Below are 16,296 nucleotides of genomic sequence, written 5' to 3' on the forward strand. Positions count from 1 at the left end.
GCTCCTGCGGGGCCGGGGGCGGTTTCGCTCCCGGCCCCATCCGGTCACAGCACTTTGGCGGAGGCACTGGAAATGGGAAGTGACGGAAGGCTCTACCAGCACACGGGCACGGCCCTGCTCCGGGCCGCCGCGATGCCACTGACGAGTCTGCCGGGATGGTGGCCCGATCCTTCGGACACGGACGCGTGCGGCAGGTGGCTGAAGCAGGTGTGGGCCGACCAGCGGTTCGCCGACGCCGTTCGGCAGACGAGCGGTGACCTCGCCGCGCGGGTCGACGCGATCCTCGCCGGGCAGCCGGCACGCCCCAAGCAGGTCCAGCGCGCAGCCCTGGCCACCGTCCGCTACGTGCTGCGAGCCACCGGGCGACCGACCCCGTTCGGCCTCTTCGCCGGGGTGGCGCCGGTCAGCGTGGGGTCCACGCCGTACGCGAGATGGGGGGACGCGCACCGGGCCGTGGCACGGGTGGACACCGAGTGGCTGGACGACCTTGTCGTCCGCCTGGAGGCGTGCCCCGACCTGCTGGAAAGCCTGGACGTGGTGCTGAACAACCTGGCGGCAACCCGCGGAGGACGCCTGCACGTCCCACACGGTGGACCGATGGGGGCCACCGTCCGGCGCACCAGCGCGATCCGCCTGATCGAGAACCTCGCGCGGGAGCCGGTCCGCTTCGCCGTCCTCGCGGAGCAGTTGGCCGCCGCCTTTCCCCGAACCGAGCCGCGACACATCGGCACACTGCTCGGCGAGCTCGTGCGCGAGAAGTTCCTGATCACCAGCCTGCGCCCGCCGATGACCGACATCGATCCGCTGTCCCACCTGATCGAACGACTCCACGTCGCGGACGCCGGTACGGTGCCGGAGGTCGCGAAGGTTCTGGACGAACTGGAAGCGGTGCAGCGTGCCGTGCACGAGCACAACCGGCTTCCCGCCACCCACCAAGGGCCGCAACGGGACGCGCTGACAGCCCAGTTGCGCCGGCTCTCCGGCGCGGGGCGAAACCCGCTGGCCATCGACCTGCGGCTGGACGTCGAGGTACGAATACCCGAGAGCGTCGCGCTCGAGATGGAACGAGCCGCCGATGTGCTGCTGAGGCTGACGCGCCGACCGGCCGGCCAGGGTGTGTGGAAGGAGTACCAGGTCGCCTTCTGGGAGCGGTACGGCACCGGCACGCTGGTGCCGGTCAAGGAGGTAGTCGACCCGGCCTCCGGGCTCGGCTACCCGGCCGAGTACCCCGGCAGCCGACGGACCGCGCCGCCACCGGTGGTCTCCGAGCGCGACGAGCGGCTGCTGGCCATGGCCTGGCAGGCGCTCGCCGACGGCGACAGGGAGCTCGTCCTCACCGACGACCTCGTCGAGCGTCTGGCCGACGAGACGATGGCCGCGCAGGAGGCGCCGCCCCACGTGGAGATGTGCGCGCGCCTGCATGCTCACAGCCTGCCCGCGCTGGAACGCGGGGACTTCACGCTCACCGTGACGCCGGCACGCGCGGCGGGAACGCTCACCTCCCGGTTCTCACCGGTCGCCACCGGCTCCGGCCTCGACGAGATCTACCGCCAGGTCCCCGCGAGCGTCGAGAACGCGCTGACCGCCCAGCTCTCCTTTCCGCCGCTGTACCCGCACACCGAGAACGTCGCCCGCGTCCCCGCCTATCTCCCGCACGTGATCCCGCTGGGCGAGCACCGCGGCCCCGCCGACACCGGGCCGACGCTCATCGACGTCGACGACCTCGCGGTCACGGCCACGCACACCCGCCTGCACCTGGTCAGCATCTCCCGCCGCCGCGTGGTGGACCCGCAGGTCTTCCACGCCATGGCCCTGGACAAGCAGCCCCCGCCCCTGGCCCGGTTCCTGGCGCACCTGACCCGCGCCTTCGGCCCCGCCTGGACCGGCTTCGACTGGGGACCGCACGGCGCGCGGCTGCCGTTCCTGCCCCGCGTCCGCCACGGGCGCGTGATCCTCTCGCTCAGCCGCTGGAACCTGACCGCAGACGCTCTGCCAGGTCGTGGAGCGGAGACGCGCGAGTGGGCGGACGCCCTCGGCCGATGGCGGAAGCGGTGGCACTGCCACGGTGCCGTCGAGCTACGAGAGGACGACCGGACGCGGCGGCTGCGGCTCGACGTGCCGGCCCACGTCGCCGTCCTGCGCGCCCACCTCGCCCGGGAGGGCCAGGCCGTGCTCACCGAGGCGCCACCCGAGGAGAGCTACGGCTGGATCGACGGCCACGTCCACGAGATAGCCCTGCCGATGACCAGCACGCGCCCGCCGGCCCCTGACCCGCTCTCCGGCTTTCTCCCCGTGCTCACCAACAGCACCCTCGGACCCGTACCGGGGTCGGGGTGGGCACCCTGGCTGAACGCCAAGATCTACACCCACCCCGACCAGTTCGAGGAGCTGATCGGCACTCACCTCGCGCAGCTCACGGCCCAGCTCCCCGACGAACCCGAGTGGTGGTTCGTCCGATACCGCAGCCCGCACGACCTCGACCATCTGCGCCTGCGCATCCGCACCCGCAGCCCCGGGCAGTACGCGGCCTGCACCGAGCTCGTCGCCCGATGGGCCGCGGCGCTGCGCCGCGAGGGGCTCAGCAGTCGACTCGTGTTCGACACCTACACCCCGGAGGTCGGCCGCTACGGCCCCGGCGCCGCCCTGCGCGGTGCCGAGACGGTGTTCACGGCTGACTCCGCCTACGCCCTCGCCGCACTGCGGGGCCTGCGAGCCGACGGCGTCGACGGTCGCGCGCTGGCCGCCGTCGGCATGGTGGACATCGCCCGCGGCCTGCTCGGCCCAGACGAGGGCATGCGATGGCTGGCGCGCCGCCCCGCACCTGGGGCCCGCGGCGAGCGAGGCGTCAGAGACCAGACCATTGACCTCGTTCGCCACGCCACGCCCCGGGCCCGTGGCTGGAGCGAAGCGCTGGCCGGCGCCTGGCACCGCCGCGCCGTGGCCCTGGCGCTGTATCGCGAGCACCTCGCCGAGGGCATGGACCGCGACTCCGTCCTGGAGTCCCTGCTTCACATGCACCACAACCGCCTGCGAGGCCTGGACCGTGAGGACGAGGGGATCTGCCGCCGCCTGGCCCGTCAGTCCGCCGTCGCGTGGGCTGCCTGGCCAAGGGAAAGCCGCCCATGAGCCACGACACGCCGCCCACACCCACCAGACCCGGCTGGGGTCAGTCGCTGTACGCCGGCGCGGCGGGAGCCGCTCTGTTACACGCCGTCAGGACCCGCACCGGAGAAGACGACAGGGACGCGCTCCGGCCGTGGGCCGCCGCCATGGTCAAGGGCCCGATCCAGGCCGCTCCCGAAGCATGCGGCCTGTACGAGGGCGCCCCGGCCGTCGCGTACGTCCTCAGTTTCACGCACACCGACACCGCCACCCGCGCCCTGGCGACCCTGGACACACACCTCGCCGACGTCACACGCCACCGCCTCAGGCGGGCACACGCGCGCATCGACCGCGGTGCGCTGCCCACCCTGGGCGAGTACGACCTCATCAGCGGACTGACCGGGCTGGGCGTGTACCACCTGCACCGCGGCCACCGTACGGAGCTGCGGGACACCCTCGCCTACCTGGTGCGGCTGACCGAGCCGATCAGCGTCGAGGCTCAGCTCCTCCCTGGCTGGTGGACAAGCGACAGCCCCGATCTGCGCCCGTCGCCGCGATGGCTCGGCGGACACCTGAACTTCGGCCTGGCCCACGGCATCAGCGGACCGCTCGCGCTGCTGGCCACGGCCATGCGCCATGGCCACACCGTGCCCGGACAGCGGCAGGCCATCATCCGGATCTGTGAACGACTTGATCGGTGGCGCGACGGCACCGGCACGCGCGCCTGGTGGCCGGGCCTGATCACCCGAGCCGAACACCGGCGCGGCGTTCTCCAGCACCATGGCCCCGGACGCCCGTCCTGGTGCTACGGCACCCCCGGCATCGCCCGCGCCCAACAACTCGCAGGTATCGCCCTCGGCGACCGCGACCGGCAACGCCAGGCTGAACAGGCCCTGGTCGGATGCCTGGCGGACGACCAGCAGCTCGCCCAGCTCACCGACGCGTCTCTCTGCCACGGCTGGGCGGGGCTCGTACAGACCGCCTCCCGTGCCGCCGCCGACGCAGTCGACGACGAACTCGATGGACACCTGCCCCGTCTGCGGGCCCGGCTCGACGAGCACCTGGACCACAGCGGACCACCGGACGGCGTCGGCCTCATGGACGGCACGTCGGGCATTCATCTGGTCCGCCTCAGTGACCCCGTCAGCACGGCGATCACCGCCCCCTGGGACCGCTGCCTGCTCGTGGCGGGATGACGCCGCGGACCGCACCCCGAACCACAGCGAATGAGTACGATCTGCCCCTGCCGTACGCACGGCCGGGCACCTTCCGGAAGGACGCGATGAACAACACCACCGGTGCCTCCCCCGAGGACCTGCGCAACCGCCTGGTCGACGCCATCCTGAAGCAGGAGGTCTCCGGCCTCCGCGACGCACGCGTCGAAACCGCCATGCGGGCCGTACCCCGCCACGCCTTCCTCCCCGACGCGACCGTCGAGGAGGCGTACGCCAACAAGAGCGTGACCATCAAGGCGAACCCGGACGAGGACGCACTTCCGCTGAGCTGCGCCTCCCAGCCTGACGTCGTGCACTTCATGCTGGTCCAGCTCGCGGTCCGCGAAGGCGACAACGTCTTCGAGATCGGCGCCGGCACCGGCTACAACGCCGCCCTGCTCAAGCATCTCACCGGAACGTCCGGAGAGGTCACCACGTGCGACATCGCCCCCGACGTGACCGCCTACGCCCGCCGGATGCTGGACGCCAACGGATACAGCGACGTTCGCGTGGTCACGAGGGACGGCGCCCTGGGCGCCCCGGAGTTCGGCCCCTACGACCGGATGATCGCGGCGGTCGGCATGTGGGACCTCCCCGGCGCCTGGTGGGACCAGCTCGCCGTCGGCGGACGCCTCGTGGTCCCGCTGCGATGGCGCGGGTTGTCCAGGTCCGTGGCGTTCCGGCGGGAGAAGGAACTGATGCGGTCCGACTCCGTGAAGATGTGCGGCTTCCTCCCGGTGATCGGCCAGGACGGAGAGCGCGACGACTACATCGACGACAACCGGCTCGTCAGGCTCTACTGGGACGAGGACCAGCCCGTCGCCCCCGACCTCCTGCGCGACGTCCTCACCCGTCCGAAGTCGGTCGTCTGGACAGAGGCGACGGTCGGCTCCGTCGAGTCCTTCGACGGCGTCTGGCTGCGCCTGAGCGCCGCCGAGCGAGCGACCTGCCGCATCACCGCGAAGGCCGCGGCGATGGAAGCCGGCCTCCACCGACCTGCCTCACCTGCCCTGAGCCCCGCCCTCGTCGAGGGGGGCTCCATCGCCTACCTCACTCTGGAGCGGACCGCCGAAGGCCAGGGTGCCGAACCCCGGTTCAGGCTGGGAGCCGTCGGCTACGGCCCCGTCGGCGCTGAGCTCGCCGAGCGGATCTGCGCACAGATCCGTGCCTGGAGCCCGGCAAGGACCGTCGACCCCGTGATCACGGCCTACCCCGCGGACACGCCGGACAGCGACCTCGTCGACGGAGCCGTGATCGACCGGCCCTCCGCGCGGCTCATCATCACCTACTGACATCCTGCTGATTCCGATGAGAGCGGGCGTGGCTGTCAGCAGGTGCGGCCGCGCCCACCGAAGCGAGAGCAGAGCCGTCGTGGAGGGCGGCGATCAGCCCTGGGCGAGGTTCGCCTCGCAGGTGCTGCACCGCCGCACGGCCGTCCGTTTCGGATTGCCCGCGGTGGCAGTCGCCGGGTGGGTGCTGCTCAACCGTTCCCAGAGTCCGTGCGGAGGATCCGGGATCCACCCCCACCGCGGGGGCCGAACGTCGTCCTCGGTCATGTGGTCGCACCAGCCTGGCAGGTGCGCGCACTCCCCGGGAGAGATCAGGATCGTGTCGTCCGGATGCGCACGCCACTCCCTCTTCACGGACGTCGATACCGAACGAGAGCCCACCGAAGGTGGTGAGCCCGGCGGGCAGTCGCACGCAAGCCCGATGACGACCCGGCTGCCGCACTCCTCGCAGCGCTCCTCTTTCACAGCCGCACTCACCTCACGCGTTGCCGGAGTCGACCCGGTAGACGATCTTTCCGTCTGACTCGGTGAACCCGAGTGCCTCGTAGAAGGCCGGCGCGCCTGGGTTGTCGCGGTCAGCCATCCACTCGACCCGGCTGCACCCGGGGCGTGCGGCGGCCAGGGCACGGAGTTCGCCCATGAGGCGGGCGCCGATGCCCTGTCGGCGCAGGGTGCCGCGGACGTACAGCTCCTTCAGGAACAGGGAGTGGGTGGAGCCGGCGGCCGGCCAGAGGAAGGAGTAGGCGGCGAGTCCGACGATGTCCCCGCTGTCGTCCTCGACCAGCAGCGCGGAGGCCAGCGGCGGCGAGCCGAAAAGGGCCTCCTCGACCTGGACGCGGCGTTCGTCCAGCGGCTGGATGTCGGCGTCGGTCGTGCCGTAGTACCGCTCGATCTCCTCGATCAGCTCAGCCATGGCCGGGACGTCCCGCTTCTCCGCAGGGCGGATCTTCACGCTCATCGGTGCCTCCCTCTCGTTCCTCGGTTGCTTCGGTCGCTACCCCACTCGTTCGTACCAACGCGCGATCCCCACGCGGCGGTACGGCACAGGCGCCTACGGTGACGCAGCAGCCCCCGTCTGGGGATTCCAGCCGTACTCCCGCAAAGAGCCCTGGACGTGCCGGATGAGGTACTCCAGGTCCGCGCAGTAGACGGACGGGTTCCGGTAGCCGCGGGCGGCACTGAAGCGGTGGGGGAGGTAGCCGCCGCCGCAGACGTCCACGAGCGGGCAGGCGCGGCACTTCTCAGCCAGCGCGTTCCTGCCGTGCTGCCGGTGCTGCAGTTTCGGATGCGACAGCGCTTCGTCGAAGGAGTGACGGAGGACGTCGAGCCCGAGCCAGGAGGCGCCCTCCTCGACCGACCGCAGGGTGTCCACCGCCTCGACGGAGCCGTCGGACTCGATCACGACGCTCGTCGGCGGCGCCAGGCCGAGCGTCTCCACCGAGCCGCGCACGCCGGAGCTGAGGGCCACGATGTCCTCCAGCATCCGGATGCTGTGCCGGTACTCGGGGCGGGCGAGCCAGGCGTCGTACACCCTGCTCATCCACCGCCCGTACTCGGGCACGCCAGGGTCGGTGCGGAACGGCGGGTCGTCGTGGGTCGCGTGCGGTAGTCCGAAGTCGATCACGGGCGGTTCGAAGGCCGCCAGGTAGTCGTGGACCTCGGCGGGGTCGTTGGCCAGGTCCACGACGGCGAGCAGCCCCGCGAACAGGTGCGGCCGCGACCGCAGGAGTTCAATGCCCCGCACGGCGGAGGCCGCGCTCGACCGCCCGGCATGGGTCAACCGGTGCCGGTCGTTCGCACGCGGCGGCCCGTCGAGGCTGATGCCTACCGCGACCTCGTACCGCTCGAAGAGGTCCAGCCAGGCGCCGGACAGAAGCGTCCCGTTGGTCTGGAGCTCGAAGAGAACCCGGGTCCCGGCCGGCGCACCCTCCCGGACGGTCTCCAGCAGATCGGCCATGTGCCCGACGCCGGCAAGCAGCGGCTCCCCGCCGTGCAGTACGACGTGGATGGTCCGAAGGCCGTGCGCGGAGGCGTGCTCACCAATCCGCCGGGCAGCGGCCCGGGCCACGGCGAGGTCCATGCGGGCGGGCAGGCGTCGCGCCGCCTGGTCCTTGGAGTTGAAGACGAAGCAATAGTCGCAGTCGATGTTGCAGCGGTTGGCGACCTTGAGGATGAACGTCCGGAAAGGTGCGAGGCCTTCGGGTTCTGTCATCGACCGGACGTGCTCACAGCGGCCAGGGCCAGATGAGCGAGGCCGCGTGGGAACCGTCGCCGAACCGTCCCGTCACGCCCTCCGCGGTCTCCTCCGCCTCCAGCCGCTGCCGCACGCGGGCGGCCACGCGGTCCAGGACGGCGATGCCGGCCGCCGTCGGCTCCGCGGCCGCCGGGCCGACGGCCGTGATGGTGTGCGGCTCAGTGACGGACGTGGGTGACGGCATCCAACGCTCCTCGTGAGATACGTACCGGAGACGGCACGGTGAGACTGGGTCGAAGCGACAGACCAGCCGGAACCGTACCAGCCTCAACAACCCACCCGGCACAGGGAATTCGGCCACATGGTCGGCGCCAACCGGACCGCTACACCAGCAACTGTTCGATGTCGTCCACGGCCGCGCTCACTCCCAACCGCCGGTACACCGTCACGGCGGCTCGCAACGAGCCCACGCCGTGACCAGGCCCGTCAACCATCCAGTCACCGCGGCCGATGCCCTCCAATGCCCGCGCCTCCTCCAACGGGCAGCGGATGTCCCGAGCGAGCGTGAGGGCCTGATCGAAGTGCTGGCGGGCGGTCGTCGGATCACCGGAGTTGAGCAGCAGCCTGCCCCAGTGGTTCAGCACCTCTGCCTCCCCGCACCGGTCGCCCAGGCCTCGGAGGATCCGCAGTCCATCCTGGAACGCCTCGACCGCTCGGGCGCTCTCACCGGCGATGCTGCGAGCCACGCCCAGCTCGCTCAGCGAGGCGGCCTCACCCCCACGACTGCCGAGCTCGCGGTAGACCTCCAGGGCCTCATCCAGAAGCCGGATCGCCTCGGTCGCATCCCCGGCCACACGTTCCACGACGCCCAGGTGGCGGATGCTATTGGTGCGGCCGAACCGGTCACCGAGCTCGGTGAAGTGCGTCAAGGCCTGGCTGTGTGCCGTCCGCGCTCCCTCGGTGTCTCCGGTCAGCCGCCGGACGACGCCCAACTCGTTGAGCGCGTAGGCCTGGTGCTCACGGTCGTCCAGCTCCAGGTAGATGGCGAACGCTTCCTGGTGATGCCGAGTGGCCACTTCATAGGCACCCATGAGGCAGTGCACGACGCCCAGGTCCCGCAGGGAGTTCGCCTCCCCGTACCGGTCACCGAGCTCTCGGTAGATCGTCAGAGCCTCGCTCTGCGCCTCCACCGCGGCGTCGAACCGGCTCATCTGCCGGTGTGTCATGCCGAGATCGGCCAGAGCGTTCGCCTGTCCGAGCCGGTAGTCCAGCTCACGGTAGAGGGAGAGCGCCTCGGCCTGGGCGCGGGACGCGTCCTCGTTGTCCGCGGTCAGGTACCAGACGATGCCGAGCTGGTTCAGAGCGTCCGCCTTGCCCCGCCGCTCGGCGACCGCTTCGTAGGCCGTCACGGCGTCGTTCAGTGCCTCGATCGCCTGCGGATAGGCCGCCATGAAGCGGCGTACGACACCAAGTTCGGCGAGAGCGTCACCCCGGGCCCTCTGATCGCCGGTGTGGCGGGCGGCCTCGGCGGCGGTCCGGTGCAGGCCGACGGCCTGGTCCCAGGGGCCGGCCTGACGCAGGAAGGGCGCCATGGCCGCGGCGAGCCGGACCACGAGGTCGTACAGGGCGAGACCGTTCGCCTGCCGGACAGAGGCGAGGATGTTGGCCCGCTCGGCCTCCAGCCAGCTCAGGGCGCCCGCCCGCGATTCCATGGCCGGAGTCTCCACCCGCGAGGCGCCGTCGGGCGCCGGAGGCACCGCGGCTCCACTGCGCACGATGTGCCCGTTCGCGACGGCGAGAGCGGCCAGGTAGTAGGTGCACACACGCTGGACGGCCTGTACATGATCATCCATGCTGTCCCCCTCGACGGCGAGGCCCCGGGCGTAGTCGCGAAGGAGATCGTGCAGTCGGTAGCGGCTCCCTGGCTGCTCGTCGATCAGGTTGTCGTCGTAGAGCGCCTCGAGGTGCCGACGGGCCACCAGCACCGGAACCTCACCCAGAGCCGCGCCGACGTGCGCGTCGAGATCGGTGCCCGGGAAGAAGCCGAGCTGTCTGAAGAAGCGCTGCCGCTCCGGCGCGAGATCCCGGTAGGACAGATCGAACGTCGCGGTGACGGCGCGTTCCCCGGCCCGCAGCTCTCCCAGCCGGTCCCGTGCCGCCACCAGCCGCCCGCGCAGGTCCTCAGCAGTCCACGACGGATGGTGCCGCAGCCGTGCCGCGAGCAGCGACACCCCCAGCGGCAGACACCCGCACAGCCGCACCAGTTCGTCCGCCACACCCCGGTCGAGGCCATCGGCCGGCCGCCCACTGAGCCGCACGAAGAGGTCGACCGCGTGATCCGGCGGTAGCGCCTCCACCGACATGACCACCTCCTCGCTCGCCACCAGCCGCCTGCGGCTGGTCACCAACACCAGGCACCCGCTCCCACCGGGGAGCAGCGGCTCCAGCTGCCGGTAGCTGGCCGCGTTGTCGAGAATCAGCAGCGCCTTCTTGTCCGCGAGCCTGCTTCGCCACATCGCGGCCCGAGCCTCCGTGACCGCTCCGACGTCGTCACCGACAGGTATCTGCTGCGTCGGCACGCCGGCGGCCGCGAGAAGAGAGGCGAGCGCCTCGCCTGCCTGCACGGGAGTGCGCCCCGGCGTGTACCCGTTGAGGTTCACGAACAGCTGACCATCGGGAAACCGCTCGGAGAGCAGGTGACCGGCGTGCACGGCGAAAGTGGTCTTCCCGACGCCCGGCATCCCGTCGATCACATGAACCGGCAGCCCCTCACCACGCTCCTGCGATGCCCGCACGGAGCCCATCAGCCGCTCCAGCTCCCCGACACGGTCGGTGAACGCGGCGGTGTCGCGCGGCAACGAACGCAGCACCTGGGCGGCTCCCGGCGGCCCCGCTCCATCCTCCGATCGCCCCGGAGTGGTGGGAGGCCGGGTCTCGGAGAGCCCGGCGAGCAGGGCCGTCAGCCCCGCCATCGTCACGCCCAGCACGACGAACGAGAACCAGGCATGCTCCTGTAACCACCCCAGCCAGCCGGGCCACCGCGACTCGTTGGACACGGCGTTCGTGACAAGCCCGACCAGCAGCGTGGTCACGGCGCCGCCTCCGGCGACGCCGGCGATCGCGAGTCCGCGCCGGAGCCTCATACGGAGGTTCCCACAACCGGGGGAGCGGTCGACTCCGCTCCGATGCCGCTGACGAGACACCACACATCGCCAACCGACCTGGTCACGAAGGCCACCCCCGAGTCCGACGCCCAACTTGCCTAGCGGAACAGTCTGGGTGGACCTTGGTCAAGGGCGCGTCTGCGCCATGCCTGCCGTTGAGGTAGATGCGCGTGTCTGCTCTACGTGCCTAGCCGTTGAGGTTCCGGCGGCTGATCAGCCAGATCGCGATCCGTGGCCATGATGACCGCGTTGAACAACCACAGCAACCGATACGACCTCGTCACACCGAGGAGAAGCGCTGCTTCTACCATCCAATGGACGCCACCCGGGTCGGACTCCGTGATGTCCAGGACAGTGGCCAGCAGGCAAACCCCTGAGATCAGCAGGGTCGCCGAAAGAACACTGACCCAGTTCCGCCGGAATTGGGACGCCAAGTGCCCGGCGGTTCGTAGCGTTCGCATGCGCCTACCCGTCGCGGCCGCATACTGCGCGATCGCAGCAGTGACGAAGCTGCCGACCAGGGCCACGACTGTGGCTCCCGTCGTATAGATCTCAAGGCGTTGCTCACGTCCTGGCTTTCCAAAGAGGTCGCCACCACCTGTCGAGTGCACCCAGACAAGGTGCAGCCCGAGAACCACGATGACAATCAGCCAGTCAGCGCTTGGTCGAGCACGCCACGTGTTGAGCAGTCGCTGTGGTCCACCCCCAGTGCCAGACACCGCGATACCCCCTGCGCGACCAGTAGAAAGACTTCCCCCTGTCGCACTCCAGCCTAGACGTCGGCACCGACAGCGGCCTTCAGGGTCCGCCTGTGCTCAAGAGCAACGCGCTCCAATTCGGTCAGGGCTACATGGAGGTCGATCGAGTGCCCGTCTGTTGACTCGAGAGGCACCCTGCACTTCGCGGTGATGCGTTCGGCCACGAAGTCGATCTTCTCGTCCGTCGCTTGCTGGTTCCATTCATCGATGTGCGCCTCGGCTCGCGCGACGTCCACCGCGTCGGTGTTGTCGAGCCAGTCCCCGATGTCCGCGGCAAGCGCAGAGGTCGAATCCAGCAGCTGCCGGTGGCCGCGCGAGCGGCGCCGAACGGAGTACCACTTGGGCTTCTTCGGGACTTCCAGCGTCAGTGTGATGGTCATGTCCGGGTATTCCTCATGGATCCGGCTGACCGCCGTTCCGATGTCCGAACTGCTGCGGAGCGCAGTCGGACTGTCGTGGGGCTCGGGCTGCACACGGATGGTTAGCTTCTCCACCGCAGTCGCTCGAGCGAGCTTGTCGCGTGAACGAGCGTCGATCACCGGTCGGAGCTGAATCTCCTCGCTGGTGAGGTGCATCCCGTTGAACCATCTCTGGATCGCCTGCACGCGCGGGGCCGAGATGCCACCGCCCATCGTGGCCACTACGTTCCCGAAGGAGAGGAAGTACACCGTCGTGACATCGACAAGCCCTTGGTTAGCAGCGAGTTGCAAGTAGCTGAACGACCCGTCGTCGTAGTTGATCTGCTGTGGTACGTCTTTGCGGACCTTGGCCAGGAGCAGGTGAGGGGCCGGCTGGTTGGGGTCAACTGCACCGATCAGGGTCTCACCGCCCGACTCCACCGTGCGTTGCGGAATCGGCAGGTCGAGCAACTGGCGAAGCTGTGTGCCCCAGTCGCGGTGCTCCATCCGGGAGTTCGGTTCCTTCGCGTCGGCGATTTCGTAGAAGTGAACAGTTCTGTCCCGGTTTCGTGCAGCCACCCGCATGCTCCCCCATCAAGATGTGTACCCACCAGGATAGCGAGCCCAGCGCAGACTGCTCGATGAATCACACCCTGTGGGCCTGCTCCCATCGATGAAGGTGCAGGCCCCACACGGGCTGTTACTCGTTCTCGAACTCGGCATTCAACTTCAGGGTGTTGGCGTTCTCGGTGAGAATTCGCACCTTGTCTTCCGAGAACCCTTCCGGGTTCTTCGCCTGGATCTCGACGGTGACCTCCACCTCGGTGCCGATCGCGTCGAGGTGCTGGATGATCTCGAAGAAGTACTTCGTCGCGTTCTTGCTGTACTGCTCAGAGGTGAGCTGGGCATGTGCGTAGAAGCGGGTGGGGATGCGAGGGATGACCGGCTGCTGCAAACCGTCGGATGCCTTGGTCGTCGTTCCGCCTGTTGACGGGCTTGTGGCGGGCGACGCTGTGGTGTTCGGGTCGGTGGTGGCGGGTTCGCGCTTCTGCGCGGCCGCTTCCTCATCCTCCTGCTGTTGCCTGACCGCTCTATCCGGACGTACAAGGAGAGTGCTGTCGGTGATCTGGCCGAACTTCGCGTTGCCGCCCGGCAGCGTCAGCCCTTGATAGCGGCCACGGTCCTCGTCGTATCCGGAGGCCAGGGCGAAGCCTTCTGTCTCCCACGTCACCATGGACAGGACGTCCTCGATGCCTTGGTCGAGGACTAGGCGGTTCACCAGTCGGTTCATGTACGGGTACGTGGTGTGTAGTTCCCAGAGCTGCCCCACCGAGATGTGTCCCTGTTCCCAGATCCGCGACAGGGGTCCACTGAGCTTCTGATACAGCAGCGCGGGAGCCTGCTGGATGTACAGCAGTCCCTCCCGCCTGAGCCGGTCGGCCGTCCGTACCGCAGCGTCGCTCGCGCGACCACCGTCCACCTTCAGGTGTTCCCAGACGATCGGGCCGCCAGAGCTCTGTTCGGGAATGAGCGCCCACCGGTAGGCGTCGCCGATCCGCAGCTCGACCTTCTCGTTCGCCTGGTCGCGCCGGGTCTGCGCCTGGCGACGCTGGCTCTCGGTGAGATCGAGTTCGAGCTGGGCGTCCAGCACCTTCTTCCAACCGAGGTACTCGCGGGCCGCCTCCATGAGGTCGCCCATGTCCTTCTTGTCCGGCGCCAGGAACACCAGCGTGTTCTGGTGGGTCCGGTTCCTCGTGCCGTGGGAGGACAACGCTTCTACCGCGAATTGCAGAGCCGGGGTGTCCGGGACATCCTTGCCGCCGCGGTGCACGTACTTCGGGTGGAGCAGCACCACCCGCGCTTGCTCGACGTCGGGGACTTCCTTCGTGTGCAGCGGTGCGATGTGGACGGCGCCGAAGTCCCCGCGCCGGTGCTGGATCGGGCTCAGCCGTCGGACGATCTCCGCCCACACGTCCTCGTCCCGGCCGAGGAGCCGCTCGGCCTCGTCCTTGGCCCTGCGGGTGATGTTCGTTTGTGTGTCGAACCAGTAGCGGTCGGCATCGCTGTACAGGTACGTGGAGCGGTCCGCGAGGGTGTTGAGCGCCGTGCGAAAGTTCCCCATAGCGTCACCTGGAACTGCCATGCCGAGCCTGATGTGCTGCTCTGACAGTCCCTTTTTGGCAGCCTTGATGGTGGGGGCGGAACCCATGAAGACCGTGCGCGCGACGCGGCGGCTCATCGCCCGCTGGCCGAGCACCGTCTTCTCGTTGTCTATGGAGACGGGGGTCGAATCGGGACCATCGACGTCAGCGTCGATGATCGGCTTCCAGCGATCCTCCAGGTAGTGAGTGAGTTCGCTCGCGACGCGCTGATCGTCGAGCGGAATGTCTCCGGGCATGATCATGGGGCTCTTGTTCTGGTCCCGCCATAGCGCATGGATGACCGCGCTCATCAGCCTCAGTACACCGCGGGTGCGCTGGAAGCGGTCGAGGGTCGACCAATCTTCGTAGAGACGAGTAAAGAGCTCCGGGTGGATCGGATACGTCGACTTGATCCGCCGCTCATAGTCGGTCCTGTCCACACCCGCCGGGAATTCCCGCTTGTACGTCGCGTAGAACTGGCTGAACAGCCGGGCAGCCTTGTTTATCTCCGCCTGGACGTCGCCGGTCGGAGTCTCAAAGAGCCGACGCCGCACGATCTCGAAAGACTCGTCGGAGCTTGCTGGCCGCCAGGCATCCGCCTTACGATGGATGACCTTCTGAAGCCGGTCCAGGGCGATCTGTCCAGCTTCGCCGCCGATCTCGTCAGCATCAGCCCTCTCGTTCTGCCCATCCTCCGAAGCTGGGATGGACAAAACGAGCTGCGCACCGGTCACCGCCTCGACCGCCTCGGTCAGGGACTGGGCGAACGAGAAGTGTGTCTCGAACGTGCCGGCCGGAAGGTCGTCGTTGTTGACGAGCTGGCGCGCGTAGACCACCCACTCGTCGATGAGGACCAGGCACGGGGCGTAGGCAGCGAGCAGGTCCTGCAGCAACTCCGAGCCCGGGCTGGTACGCGTCCGGTCGGCCTCGGCGATGACGTCGTACGCCTGCCGGCCGCCCAACTGCCAGGCAAGCTCCCCCCAGAGGGTGTTGACTACGGTTCCGTCCGGCTTCTCATCAGGCTGGCCGGGTGCCAGAGCCGTCCCTACGAGTACGGCGCGCCGCACCTTCTCCTTGGGCAGCCCTGAGGGCGAGGATGCGACGAGTTCTTGCATCTCCTGCGGCAGCCGCTGCGGCTGAAGGCCCGCGGAGTAGAGGTGATACAGCGCCAGCATTGAGTGGGTCTTGCCGCCGCCGAAGTTGGTCTGCAGATTCACCGTCGGCGAGGCGTTGTTATCGCCAGAGACTCGCCGCAGCGACTTGCTCAGCAAATCGCGCAGACCGTCGGTCAGATAGGTTCGTTGGAAGAACTCCTCCGGGTCCGTGTACTCCGGCGCACCCTCACCCTTCGCAACCTGCGCGAGATTCGCCGCGAACTCGGAGGCGTTGAAGTCGCCACGTGCCACGTCCTGATGCGGGACGAGGACATCACGCCAGGGCTTGAGGCCGTCAGCGGCCACGCTGGGCATGGCTGCCGCGCGCTTGGTCTGTCGCTTGGTCTCGGCCTCGATCATGGTCCGCTGAAGGTCGATACGAGACTTCCGGACCTGCTCAACCAACTCAGCAGTCGCCCCCACAGCGATCAACAGCCGCTCCGCGGTGTCCAACGCGCGTACCGTGTCGTCGGCGCTGAACGGCTCGTTGTGCGCCCACCGGTTGCGCACGTCGTTGACCTCACTGGCGTACCCGCGTGTGGCGCCTGGCAGCGTATGACGGAAGTACGAGCCCCAATAGCGCTGGACTATGTTCAAGAGGAACTGCGGATCGCGCTTTGACGCCAGGCTGCGCCCCTTCTCGCGCTCCTCGGCAGCTGCATCGTCAAACCAAGTCGCCCCCTGCCTTTTGGTCATCTCCCGCTCCACGAGCGGGAGCAGCCCGTCAGGTAGCAGCTGGATCATGCGACTGATGCGGTCGAGGTTGCTCATTGCCATGATGTCCGCAGTCCTGCCTTCTGTCGCTCTCGTGGTGTCCGTTGTGCTGTTGACGCCATACGCCGTTCGGTTGTTCTGCATGCCCGCCCCCTTGTGCAATTCCCG

General features: G+C 68.9%; 9 protein-coding genes. 3 read left to right on the forward strand and 6 right to left on the reverse strand.

The annotated features are described in order from the left end of the window. The first annotated feature begins 72 nt into the window (after positions 1-72). The 3 genes from ACWGKQ_RS13690 to fxlM all read left to right on the forward strand — a co-directional run bounded on the left by ACWGKQ_RS13690 (position 73) and on the right by fxlM (position 5,608). On the forward strand, positions 73-3,126 hold the full coding sequence (locus tag ACWGKQ_RS13690; RefSeq protein WP_453292099.1) for a lantibiotic dehydratase: 3,054 nt from the start codon (positions 73-75) through the stop codon (positions 3,124-3,126). Then, complete coding sequence (locus ACWGKQ_RS13695; RefSeq protein ID WP_453292100.1) at positions 3,123-4,298, forward strand: lanthionine synthetase C family protein; 1,176 nt, start codon at positions 3,123-3,125, stop codon at positions 4,296-4,298. Before ACWGKQ_RS13690 ends, ACWGKQ_RS13695 begins: the two co-directional genes overlap by 4 nt. 86 nt (positions 4,299-4,384) lie before the next feature. Beyond that, a complete protein-coding gene (fxlM, locus tag ACWGKQ_RS13700) occupies positions 4,385-5,608 on the forward strand; it encodes a methyltransferase, FxLD system (RefSeq protein ID WP_453292101.1) in 1,224 nt (407 codons plus the stop codon). Between the two features lie 475 nt (positions 5,609-6,083). Here the strand turns inward: fxlM and haaN are convergent, their stop codons facing one another. The 6 genes from haaN to ACWGKQ_RS13730 form a co-directional block, all read right to left on the reverse strand. After that, positions 6,084-6,563: a cyclophane-containing RiPP N-acetyltransferase HaaN gene (gene haaN / locus ACWGKQ_RS13705; protein WP_453292102.1), complete on the reverse strand. Its 480-nt coding sequence runs from the start codon at positions 6,561-6,563 to the stop codon at positions 6,084-6,086. A 93-nt stretch (positions 6,564-6,656) separates the two neighbouring features. Continuing rightward, positions 6,657-7,817: an FxsB family cyclophane-forming radical SAM/SPASM peptide maturase gene (locus ACWGKQ_RS13710; RefSeq protein ID WP_453292103.1), complete on the reverse strand. Its 1,161-nt coding sequence runs from the start codon at positions 7,815-7,817 to the stop codon at positions 6,657-6,659. 13 nt (positions 7,818-7,830) lie between these two features. Then, entirely contained in the window at positions 7,831-8,043 is a 213-nt protein-coding gene (haaA, locus tag ACWGKQ_RS13715; RefSeq protein WP_453292104.1) for a HaaA family cyclophane-containing RiPP peptide, read from the reverse strand. Between the two features lie 139 nt (positions 8,044-8,182). Further along, entirely contained in the window at positions 8,183-10,942 is a 2,760-nt protein-coding gene (haaT, locus tag ACWGKQ_RS13720) for a cyclophane-containing RiPP biosynthesis TPR protein HaaT (RefSeq protein WP_453292105.1), read from the reverse strand. A gap of 793 nt (positions 10,943-11,735) precedes the next feature. Continuing rightward, positions 11,736-12,698: a hypothetical protein gene (locus ACWGKQ_RS13725; RefSeq protein WP_453292106.1), complete on the reverse strand. Its 963-nt coding sequence runs from the start codon at positions 12,696-12,698 to the stop codon at positions 11,736-11,738. Between the two features lie 121 nt (positions 12,699-12,819). Continuing rightward, the gene (locus ACWGKQ_RS13730; protein WP_453292107.1) at positions 12,820-16,272 is read right to left on the reverse strand and encodes a DUF499 domain-containing protein; all 3,453 of its coding nucleotides are present in this window, start codon (positions 16,270-16,272) and stop codon (positions 12,820-12,822) included. Positions 16,273-16,296 lie beyond the last annotated feature (24 nt).

This window comes from Streptomyces sp. NPDC054770 (assembly GCF_053611985.1).

Excerpts from the sequence above, each read along its gene's own strand:
- ACWGKQ_RS13690 (WP_453292099.1), top strand. The coding sequence starts at position 73 with ATGGGAAGTGACGGAAGGCTCTACCAGCACACGGGCACGGCCCTGCTC.
- ACWGKQ_RS13695 (WP_453292100.1), top strand. The coding sequence starts at position 3,123 with ATGAGCCACGACACGCCGCCCACACCCACCAGACCCGGCTGGGGTCAG.
- fxlM (WP_453292101.1), top strand. The coding sequence starts at position 4,385 with ATGAACAACACCACCGGTGCCTCCCCCGAGGACCTGCGCAACCGCCTG.
- haaN (WP_453292102.1), bottom strand. The coding sequence starts at position 6,563 with ATGAGCGTGAAGATCCGCCCTGCGGAGAAGCGGGACGTCCCGGCCATG.
- ACWGKQ_RS13710 (WP_453292103.1), bottom strand. The coding sequence starts at position 7,817 with ATGACAGAACCCGAAGGCCTCGCACCTTTCCGGACGTTCATCCTCAAG.
- haaA (WP_453292104.1), bottom strand. The coding sequence starts at position 8,043 with ATGCCGTCACCCACGTCCGTCACTGAGCCGCACACCATCACGGCCGTC.
- haaT (WP_453292105.1), bottom strand. The coding sequence starts at position 10,942 with ATGAGGCTCCGGCGCGGACTCGCGATCGCCGGCGTCGCCGGAGGCGGC.
- ACWGKQ_RS13730 (WP_453292107.1), bottom strand. The coding sequence starts at position 16,272 with ATGCAGAACAACCGAACGGCGTATGGCGTCAACAGCACAACGGACACC.